At 64.9% G+C, this 7,069-nt stretch carries 9 protein-coding genes; 5 read left to right on the forward strand and 4 right to left on the reverse strand.

The features are described 5' to 3' along the window. Positions 1-7: 7 nt before the first annotated feature. Genes I6F38_RS44080 through I6F38_RS28945 form a run of 3 tightly spaced genes read right to left on the reverse strand, consistent with a single transcriptional unit; the run spans position 8 to position 1,721 of the window. Positions 8-133, reverse strand: a complete 126-nt coding sequence (locus I6F38_RS44080) for a hypothetical protein (protein WP_276573520.1) — start codon at positions 131-133, stop codon at positions 8-10. After that, a complete protein-coding gene (locus I6F38_RS28940) occupies positions 130-1,341 on the reverse strand; it encodes a pyridoxal phosphate-dependent aminotransferase (RefSeq protein WP_225162773.1) in 1,212 nt (403 codons plus the stop codon). Before I6F38_RS28940 ends, I6F38_RS44080 begins: the two co-directional genes overlap by 4 nt. Further along, complete coding sequence (locus tag I6F38_RS28945; protein WP_225162774.1) at positions 1,338-1,721, reverse strand: tautomerase family protein; 384 nt, start codon at positions 1,719-1,721, stop codon at positions 1,338-1,340. The genes I6F38_RS28940 and I6F38_RS28945 overlap by 4 nt, the downstream gene beginning before the upstream one ends. A gap of 104 nt (positions 1,722-1,825) precedes the next feature. Here I6F38_RS28945 and I6F38_RS28950 point away from each other — a divergent pair, with 104 nt between their 5' ends. Together I6F38_RS28950 and I6F38_RS28955 are read left to right on the forward strand one after the other, a co-directional pair. Next, entirely contained in the window at positions 1,826-2,683 is an 858-nt protein-coding gene (locus I6F38_RS28950; RefSeq protein WP_225162775.1) for a LysR substrate-binding domain-containing protein, read from the forward strand. Positions 2,684-2,805: 122 nt separating this feature from the next. Then, the gene (locus I6F38_RS28955) at positions 2,806-2,994 is read left to right on the forward strand and encodes a putative motility protein (protein ID WP_069280209.1); all 189 of its coding nucleotides are present in this window, start codon (positions 2,806-2,808) and stop codon (positions 2,992-2,994) included. Here the strand turns inward: I6F38_RS28955 and I6F38_RS28960 are convergent, their stop codons facing one another. Beyond that, the gene (locus I6F38_RS28960) at positions 2,995-3,675 is read right to left on the reverse strand and encodes a TlpA disulfide reductase family protein (protein WP_225162776.1); all 681 of its coding nucleotides are present in this window, start codon (positions 3,673-3,675) and stop codon (positions 2,995-2,997) included. It lies immediately after the preceding gene. A gap of 126 nt (positions 3,676-3,801) precedes the next feature. On the opposite strand from I6F38_RS28960, the gene argH reads away from it, so the two are divergent. From argH to lysA, 3 genes are all read left to right on the forward strand, one after another. Then, positions 3,802-5,199 (forward strand): argininosuccinate lyase, encoded by a 1,398-nt coding sequence (gene argH, locus I6F38_RS28965; protein ID WP_225162777.1) that lies wholly within the window; start codon positions 3,802-3,804, stop codon positions 5,197-5,199. A 95-nt stretch (positions 5,200-5,294) separates the two neighbouring features. Next, a complete protein-coding gene (locus tag I6F38_RS28970) occupies positions 5,295-5,561 on the forward strand; it encodes a lipoprotein (protein WP_225162782.1) in 267 nt (88 codons plus the stop codon). Between the two features lie 73 nt (positions 5,562-5,634). Beyond that, complete coding sequence (gene lysA / locus I6F38_RS28975) at positions 5,635-6,900, forward strand: diaminopimelate decarboxylase (RefSeq protein WP_225162778.1); 1,266 nt, start codon at positions 5,635-5,637, stop codon at positions 6,898-6,900. The last annotated feature ends 169 nt before the right edge of the window (positions 6,901-7,069 follow it).

Raw genomic sequence — 7,069 nt, forward strand, 5'->3', positions numbered from 1 at the left:
CGCGTCTTCAGATCAGTGTCCGCAGCAGCGCAAGCGCCGCGGGCACCAGACCGATAATCATCGTCACACCCGTTCCAAGTCCGAGCAGATGCGCGGTCAGCGCAAGGCGCCGGCTCTGCGCGTGAGACGTCATTGCAGCGCCGCGCAGGCGCGCTTCAGCCGCCTTGCGGCCTCCTCGATGGTCTGTGACGGGTTGGCGAAGCTGAGGCGGATATAGGGCGACAGCCCGAAATCCTCGCCGGGAAACACCACCACATCGGCCGCCTCGAGCAGATAGGCCGAGAAATCGCGGTCGGTCCGGATCACCCCGCCGTCCGGCGCGCGCTTGCCGATCGCACCGGCGCAGGCGACCAGCAGATAGAACGTGCCTTCCGGCGGCGTGCAGGCCAGCCCGGCGCATTCGTTCAGCAGATCGGCAAAGCGGTCACGCTTGGCGCGAAGGATGGCGGCGCGCTCAAGCAGCACGTCCTGCGCGCCGTCGAGCGCGGCAACCGCCGCCGCCTGGCTGATCGACGATGCGCCGGACGTGGTCTGCGACTGGATCGTGATCATCTCGCGGATCAGCGTCGATGGCCCGGCGGCATAGCCGATGCGCCATCCCATCATCGCATAAGTCTTGGCGAGGCCGCTGACGGTCAGCGTCCGCGGCTTGAGGCGCGGCTCGATTTCCGCAAGCGTCGGCGCCGGCGCGCCATTGAACACAATGTGCTCGTAGAGCCCGTCGGCCAGCACCCAGATGTCCGGATGCCGCAACAGCACCGCGGCGATCTCGGACAGATCCTCGCGCGAATACAGCACGCCGGATGGGTTGACCGGATTGTTCACGATGATCCAGCGGGATCGCGCTGAAATGGCCGCCTGCAAATCCTCCGCGCGCAGTTTGAAGCCGTTGTTCTGCGCACACGGCACCACCACCGGCGCCGCGCCGGCAAGCCGCACCTGATCGAGATAGGGCGCCCAATAGGGCGCGGGGATGATCACCTCGTCGTCGGGCGCCAGCGTCGCCAGCAGCGCGTTGAACAGTGCCTGGGTCGAGCCGTTGGTGATGACGATCTCGTCCAGCCCGTAGTCGAGATGATGGTCGCGCAGCAGCGCGGTCCGCACCGCCCGCTTCAGCTCCGGCGTGCCGTCGACATCGGTGTAGCGGGTTTCGCCGCGCAATGCCGCTTGATGCGCCGCCGCGATCACGTGATCCGGCGTCGGGAAGTCCAGATTGCCCGACGATAGCTCGATGATGTCGCGCCCGGCCCCGCGCAGTTCGCGGGCGCGGCGCCGCAGCACCGACGCGGGCGATGCCTTGATGCCGCTCATGCGCGGTGAGAGAAGCGGTGCAGCGGTCATCGGACGTATTGCGCCTCACCGTTGCCGAACGACCAGTTCTCGGGGAGCACCTCGACAAGGTTGATGAAGATGTCCTCGGCGCGCAGGCCGGGGCTTTCGGTCAGCCGTTCCGCGATCCGTCGATAGAGCTTCTGCTTCTGCGCCACCGGGCGCGTATTGCTGACAGTAATCTGGATGATGATCAGATCATCGCTGCGCCTGATGCCGAGATAGTCGGCGCCATAGACGAAATCGCTGTCATCGTGCTCGGAGATCGTCATGAAGCGATCGCCTTCGGGCACGTCGAAGGTCTCGCGCATGGCGCGATAAAGGCTTTCGAGAACGGCCTTGCGGTAGGCGGCGGGCTTGCCCCGTCGCAATGAAACGCGGGTCAGCGGCATGATGGTGGCTCTCCTGGTGGCGTGACGTGCCGCCGATCCTAGGGGCTCCTTGCTCATTGAAAAACGGTATGGTAATGCATTTCAATGATTTCATATTTAAATGAATGACCATGAAGGCACTCGACGTCGAGGCGGTCCAGGCCTTCGTCCTGGTGGCCGATCTCAGCAGCTTCACGCGCGCGGCGCAGGCGATGGAGACCACGCAGTCCGCGGTCAGCCTGAAGATCAGGCGTCTGGAAGACGGCCTCGGCCGAAGGTTGCTGGAGCGAACGCCGCGGCTGGTTCGGCTGTCAGCTGAAGGTGCCGCCTTCGTCGGCGCCGCGCGCAACCTGGTGGCCGCGCATCAATCGGCGATCGGCTCGTTTGCCGTCGAGCATCGGCGATTGGTCGTCGGCATCAGCCACCACATCGTCGGATCGGAGCTCGCCTCGCTGCTGAAGCGAATGAACACCACCGATCCCGGGCTGGTGATTCAGCTGCACGTCGATACGTCGCGTTCGGTGCTCAGCGCATTCGACGACGGCAAGCTCGATGCTGCGATCGTGCTTCGCCACGACGCCAAGCGTCGCGATGGCGACGTGCTGTTCGAGGAATCGTTCGGCTGGATGGCCGCGCCTGATTTTCACCATCGGCCGGGCGAGCCGTTGCGCCTCGCCACGCAAGCCGAGCCGTGCAGCGTGCGGGCCATGGCGGTTGAGGTTCTCGACGCCGCCGGCATCGCCTGGACCGAGGCATTCGTGGGCGGCGGGCTGTCGACGATCGCAGCTGCGCTCTCCGCAGGCCTTGCGGTCGCGGCGCTGGCGCGGCGCGTGGCGCCGGCCGATACCGTCGACCTCGGGCCGCGGCTTGGCCTCCCGCCGCTGCCGTCCCGTGATGTGGTGCTTCACTCAAGGCTGTCTGACGCCCGGACACGGCAGGCGCTGCGCACCCTCGGCGCGGCCTTCGCGGCGAACGCGGCCTAAGACGCGGATCAATCGAGCGAGCGGGACCTTCGAGGCCGATGCGTCAGCCTGACGCGGCCATCGATTACCCAAGCATTAACTTTCGCGCGTTACCTCAAACCCCAGTTTTGGGAGTGCCGCGTATGGACATGATGAGCATGGTCACCAGCATCCTGTCGATGCAGCAGGGCAATCTGCAGGGTGAGATCGCGACCCGCGTGACCAAGCAGAACCTCGACGCCGAGAAGTTCGCGGTTCAGACCCTGCTCGGCACGCCCTCCACCGCGAATTTGTCGCCCGGCATCGGCGACAACCTCAACGCCGTCGCCTGATCAGAACCCGGCTGCGGCCGGCTGCAGCGCGGCCTTCACCAGCTTGATCGCGTCGTCGCTCGCCCATTCGGCGGGACCGGCGATATTGGCGATTTCGCAGCCCTTGCCGTCGACCAGCACCGAGGTCGGCATGCCCAGCGCCTTGCCTATGTTCTTAAGATCCTGAAAAACCTTGGCTTTCTGATCCGAAAAATAGCCGAGATTGGTCAGATTGGCCTCTTTCAGGAAGTTTTTCGGTTTGTCCGGGTCGCGGGTGTCGATGTTGATCGCGACCACCTCGAAATCCTTGCCGCCGAGCTTGGTCTGCAGGCTGTCGAGCGCCGGCATCTCCTTGCGGCAGGGCACGCACCAGGTCGCCCACAAATTGACCAGCACGGTCTTGCCGCGCCAGTCCGAGAGCTTCTTCGGCTGGCCGTTGGCATCCTCGAAGGTCAGGTCGGGCAGCATCAAGGGGGTGGTTGCCATGGTCAGCGCCGCGACCTCGCCATGGGCGAGCGGGGCGATCTTCTTCGCAAGAGCCACCGCGCTGTTGCAGGCGATATCGCCGCCAGCGGGATGCTTGAGGCTGGAGACCCCGACATAGCCGATCACGGCCCCGGCCAGCACGGCGCCGATCACCAGCGGGATGCGCCACTTGGCGGTCGGCCTGGCGGTCGGATTGGATGGGGTCGTCTCGGGCATATCGTTTGTCATCCTGGGTCGATGTGGCTAAGCAGTGCCGGGAATACGACCGGAACTGCGGTGCTGTTTCGCCGCCTCCGGCCATGAAACCGCAAGGCTGAAATACGAATTCGTGAGCGAGATGTCATGAGCAACAAGATGTGGGGCGGCCGGTTCTCGGAACGTCCCGACGCGATCATGGAGGAAATCAACGTCTCCATCGACGTCGATCGTCACCTTTATGCCCAGGACATTGCCGCGTCCAAGGCCCATGCCGCGATGCTCGCCGCGCAGGGCATCATCACGTCCGCTGATGCGAAAAATATCGGCAAAGGTCTAGACACGATTTTGTCAGAGATCGGCAAGGGCGATTTCGATTTCAAGCGCGCGCTCGAGGACATTCATATGAATGTCGAGTCGCGGCTGTCCGAATTGATCGGGCCCGCGGCCGGCCGGCTGCACACCGCACGCTCCCGCAACGACCAGGTCGCGACCGATTTCCGGCTCTATGTCCGCGACACCATCGATGAGACCAATGCGGCGCTGGCCGCGTTCCAGCAGGCGCTGGTCGCCCGCGCGCTGGAGCATGCCGGCACTGTGATGCCGGGCTTCACCCATCTGCAGACCGCGCAGCCCGTGACCTTCGGTCATCATCTCCTGGCCTATGTCGAGATGGTCGGCCGCGACCGCGGCCGCTTCGCCGACGCGCGCAAGCGGCTGAACGAATCGCCGCTCGGAGCGGCCGCGCTCGCCGGCACCTCGTTTCCGATCGACCGCGCTGCCACCGCCAGGGCGCTTGGCTTCGACCGTCCGATGGCCAATTCGCTCGACGCGGTATCCGACCGCGATTTCGTGCTGGAGACGCTGTCGGCGGCCGCGATCTGCGCAGTGCATATGTCGCGCTTCGCCGAGGAGATCGTGATCTGGACCTCGCCCTTGGTTGGCCTCGTCAAGCTCAGCGACAAGTTCACCACCGGCTCCTCGATCATGCCGCAGAAGCGCAATCCGGACGCGGCTGAGTTGGTCCGCGCCAAGACCGGCCGCGTGATCGGCGCGCTCACCGCGCTCCTGATCGTGATGAAGGGCCTGCCGCTCGCCTATCAAAAGGACATGCAGGAGGACAAGCAGGGCGCGATGGAGGCTTTCGAGGCGCTGTCGCTGGCAATCCGCGCCATGACCGGCATGGTCGAGGACTTGGTGCCGGACGAGGCCAGGATGAAGGCCGCCGCCGGCGAGGGCTACGCCACCGCCACCGACCTCGCCGACTGGCTGGTGCGCACCCTGAAAATGCCGTTCCGTGACGCCCACCACGTTACCGGGCGCATCGTCGGCATGGCCTCGAAGCAGGGTGTGGCGCTGCACGAGCTGCCGCTCAAGGCCATGCAGGAGGTCGAGCCGAAGATCACGGCCGACGCGCTGAAAGTGCTCAGCGTCGAATCCTCGGTGCAGAGCCGGACCTCGTTTGGCGGCACGGCGCCGAAGAATGTGATCGCGCAGGCCAAGGCCTGGGCCAAGCGGCTGGAAAAAGAGCGAAAATTGGGCTGAACCGGAAAATTTGGCCGTGATTTCATGGCGCTCCGCCTCTCGCCAGAGCACGCCAATGTTTGTATGGTGCCGCCCGAATTGGGGAATTCGTCGTGATTAGCAAGAACCGCCTGACCCCCTCGGGATGGGCCATCATTGTGCTGGGCGTATCCGCGCTGGCGCTCGGCGGCTGCGGCCGCAAGGGACCGCTCGATCTGCCGCCGACCGCGAACGTCGCGCCGGGCGCGGCACCGAGCGACACCGAGAGCGAGCGGGCGGCGCAGCCCAGCGTGTTCAATCCGACCTATGGTTCGGAGGCCGCGCCGGCCGCGCCGCGAGGCAATAAACGGCCCTTCATCCTCGATCCGCTGCTCGGCAATTAATATCTCGAGCATGATCCGGAAAAGTGCGAAGCGGTTTTCCGAAAAAAATCATGTTCAAACAATCTAGCGTGTCATGAACCATTTCGACTATCGCAACGGCGTGCTGCATGCCGAGGCGGTCAATCTCATTGAGCTGGCGGAGGCCGTCGGCACGCCGTTCTATTGCTATTCGACCGCGACGCTGGAGCGCCACTACCGCGTCTTCACCGAAGCCTTCGCCGGCGAGAAGGCGCTGGTCTGCTACGCCATGAAGGCGAACTCCAACCAGTCGGTGCTGCGCACGCTGGCCAAGCTCGGCGCCGGCGCCGACGTGGTATCCGGCGGCGAGTTGAAGCGGGCGCTCGCGGCCGGCATTCCGCCCTCGAAGATCGTGTTCTCCGGGGTGGGCAAGACCGAGGGCGAGCTGCGCGCCGCGCTTGCCACCGACATCCTCTGCATCAATATCGAGTCCGAGCCGGAGCTCGAGATGCTGTCGCGTCTCGCGGTCGAGATGAAGAAGACGGCCCGCATCTCGGTGCGGGTCAATCCCGATGTCGATGCCGGCACCCACGCCAAGATCTCGACCGGCAAGTCGGAGAACAAGTTCGGCATTCCGATCGCCCGCGCCCGCGAGGTCTATGCCCGCGCGGCAAAGCTGCCGGGCATCAAGGTCACCGGTACCGACGTGCATATCGGCAGCCAGATCACCGATCTCGGCCCGCTGGAGGTCGCTTTCCGGCTGCTCGCCGAATTCGTGCAGACGCTGCGCGCCGACGGCCACGACATCTCGCATATCGATTTCGGCGGCGGCCTCGGCATCCCCTACTACATGGATCGCGCCGCGCCGCCGGCGCCGGACGCCTATGCGGCGATGGTCAAGCGCGTCACGCACAATCTCGGCTGCACGCTGATGTTCGAGCCGGGACGCATGATCGTCGGCAATGCCGGCATCCTCGTCACCCGCGTGATCCATGTGAAGCCGGGCGATGCCAAGAACTTCGTCATCATCGACGCGGCGATGAACGACCTGATCCGGCCGACGCTGTACGAAGCGCATCACGACATTCTACCGGTGCGCCAGCCCGCGCCCGGCACCCCGACCATGGTCGCGGATGTAGTCGGCCCGGTCTGCGAGACCGGCGATTACCTCGCGCTCGATCGCGCGCTGCCGCAGCCGAAGGCCGGCGACCTGCTGGCGATCATGACCGCCGGCGCCTACGGCGCGGTGCAGTCCGGCACCTACAACACGCGGCCTCTGGTGCCGGAAGTGCTGGTCAAGGACGACCAGTACGCTGTGGTCCGCCCGCGCATCGACGTCGACGCCCTGATCGCGATGGACAGGCCCGCCCCGTGGCTGTGATCTTGTAGGATGGGTAGAGCGCAGCGAAACCCATCATCTGCTGTCGTCCGTGAAGAAGGACTAAGCCACTGATCGGGAATCTCGATTTGGGCTAAGGGGCATTTCCAGATTGCAAGGTTTTGATGCTTTGGGCGTCAGAACCTTGCGATTTGGTTTTCGTGGATTCCCT

The sequence above is a fragment of the Bradyrhizobium sp. BRP56 genome (assembly GCF_020194035.1).
In the GTDB taxonomy this organism is placed as follows: domain Bacteria; phylum Pseudomonadota; class Alphaproteobacteria; order Rhizobiales; family Xanthobacteraceae; genus Bradyrhizobium; species Bradyrhizobium australafricanum.

Bases quoted from the DNA above. Each gene is read 5' to 3' on its own strand.
- I6F38_RS44080 (WP_276573520.1), bottom strand. From the start codon at position 133: ATGACGTCTCACGCGCAGAGCCGGCGCCTTGCGCTGACCGCGCATCTG.
- I6F38_RS28940 (WP_225162773.1), bottom strand. From the start codon at position 1,341: ATGACCGCTGCACCGCTTCTCTCACCGCGCATGAGCGGCATCAAGGCA.
- I6F38_RS28945 (WP_225162774.1), bottom strand. From the start codon at position 1,721: ATGCCGCTGACCCGCGTTTCATTGCGACGGGGCAAGCCCGCCGCCTAC.
- I6F38_RS28950 (WP_225162775.1), top strand. From the start codon at position 1,826: ATGACCATGAAGGCACTCGACGTCGAGGCGGTCCAGGCCTTCGTCCTG.
- I6F38_RS28955 (WP_069280209.1), top strand. From the start codon at position 2,806: ATGGACATGATGAGCATGGTCACCAGCATCCTGTCGATGCAGCAGGGC.
- I6F38_RS28960 (WP_225162776.1), bottom strand. From the start codon at position 3,675: ATGCCCGAGACGACCCCATCCAATCCGACCGCCAGGCCGACCGCCAAG.
- argH (WP_225162777.1), top strand. From the start codon at position 3,802: ATGAGCAACAAGATGTGGGGCGGCCGGTTCTCGGAACGTCCCGACGCG.
- lysA (WP_225162778.1), top strand. From the start codon at position 5,635: ATGAACCATTTCGACTATCGCAACGGCGTGCTGCATGCCGAGGCGGTC.